The organism is Curtobacterium sp. MCBA15_005 (genome assembly GCF_001864855.1).
Classification (GTDB): Bacteria; Actinomycetota; Actinomycetes; order Actinomycetales; family Microbacteriaceae; genus Curtobacterium; species Curtobacterium flaccumfaciens.
The window spans coordinates 1,761-3,134 of record NZ_MJGL01000033.1; the positions used below are offsets into that span (position 1 = coordinate 1,761).

At 67.8% G+C, this 1,374-nt stretch carries 2 protein-coding genes; one reads left to right on the forward strand and one right to left on the reverse strand.

Annotated elements, in window-relative coordinates; translation table 11 throughout:
- A partial coding sequence (locus BIU89_RS17775) for a fructose-bisphosphatase class II (protein WP_139179078.1) occupies positions 1–145 on the reverse strand: 145 nt, incomplete at its 3' end.
- A 159-nt stretch (positions 146–304) separates the two neighbouring features.
- Here BIU89_RS17775 and fbaA point away from each other — a divergent pair.
- Positions 305–1,333: a class II fructose-bisphosphate aldolase gene (gene fbaA / locus BIU89_RS12115; protein WP_071246843.1), complete on the forward strand. Its 1,029-nt coding sequence runs from the start codon at positions 305–307 to the stop codon at positions 1,331–1,333.
- Positions 1,334–1,374 lie beyond the last annotated feature (41 nt).

The following is a 1,374-nucleotide window of genomic DNA, read 5'->3' on the forward strand; positions in this document are numbered from 1 at the left end:
CGGCGCCGTCGGCGAGGTTCTTCTCACCACGCCCGACCCACGGCTGCGCACGGATCGCGGCGGCCTCCGTCGCACGCACGAGCTCGAGCGCGAGGTTGCGGTCGGGCTGGAGGAACAGGGAGCCGGTTTCCGTAGTGGGAGTCACGACCCGAGCCTACCGACCGGCGGCCGACCCGCGGTCCGGACACCGGGCCCGTGCACGCATGTGCACGCCGGACGTGAGCCGACCGCGTAACCCGGACCGCGCCTCCAGAGCTTCTGACTACGATCGGCGGGGACATCACCGAAGTCGAAGGAGATCCACGTGCCCATCGCAACGCCGGAACAGTACGCCGAGATGATCGAACGCGCGAAGGCGGGCAAGTTCGCGTACCCCGCGGTCAACGTCTCCTCCTCGCAGACCATCAACGCGGTCCTCCAAGGCCTGCAGGAGGCCGGTTCCGACGGCATCCTCCAGGTCACGACGGGCGGTGCCGACTACTTCGCCGGCCACACCATCAAGAACCGCGCAGCTGGTGCCCTCGCGATGGCGAAGTTCGCCCACGAGGTCGCCAAGAACTACGACATCACGGTCGCGCTGCACACCGACCACTGCCCGAAGGACGCCCTCGACGGCTTCGTCCTGCCGCTCATCGCGGCGAGCGAGGAAGAGGTCCGGCAGGGTCGCAACCCGATCTTCCAGTCGCACATGTGGGACGGTTCGGCCGTGCCGCTCGACGAGAACATCGAGATCGCGAAGACCATGATCGAGAAGACGCGGAACATCAACGCGATCCTCGAGGTCGAGATCGGCGTCGTCGGCGGCGAAGAGGACGGCGTCCAGCACGAGGGCACGAACGACGCGCTCTACACCACCCCGAACGACGTCGAGAAGGTCGTCGACGCACTCGGGCTGGGTGACAAGGGCCGCTGGATCGCGGCGCTCACCTTCGGCAACGTGCACGGCGTCTACAAGCCGGGCAACGTCAAGCTCCGCCCCGAGCTCCTCGGCGAGATCCAGGCGTCGGTCGCCTCGAAGCACGGCACGGGCGAGAACCCCCTCGACCTCGTGTTCCACGGTGGCTCCGGTTCGACCGACGACGAGATCCACGAGTCCGTCCGCAACGGCGTCATCAAGATGAACATCGACACGGACACGCAGTACGCGTTCACCCGCTCGATCGCGGACTCGATGTTCCGCAACTACGAGGGCGTCCTGAAGATCGACGGCGAGGTCGGCAACAAGAAGCAGTACGACCCCCGCGCCTGGGGCAAGGTCGCCGAGACCGCCATGGCGGCCCGCGTCGTCGAGGCCGCGAAGGTCCTCGGCTCGGCCGGTCACGCCAAGGGCTGAGCAGGTCCGTCCGGTCGGGTCCACCGGCCTGGAGGAACGGG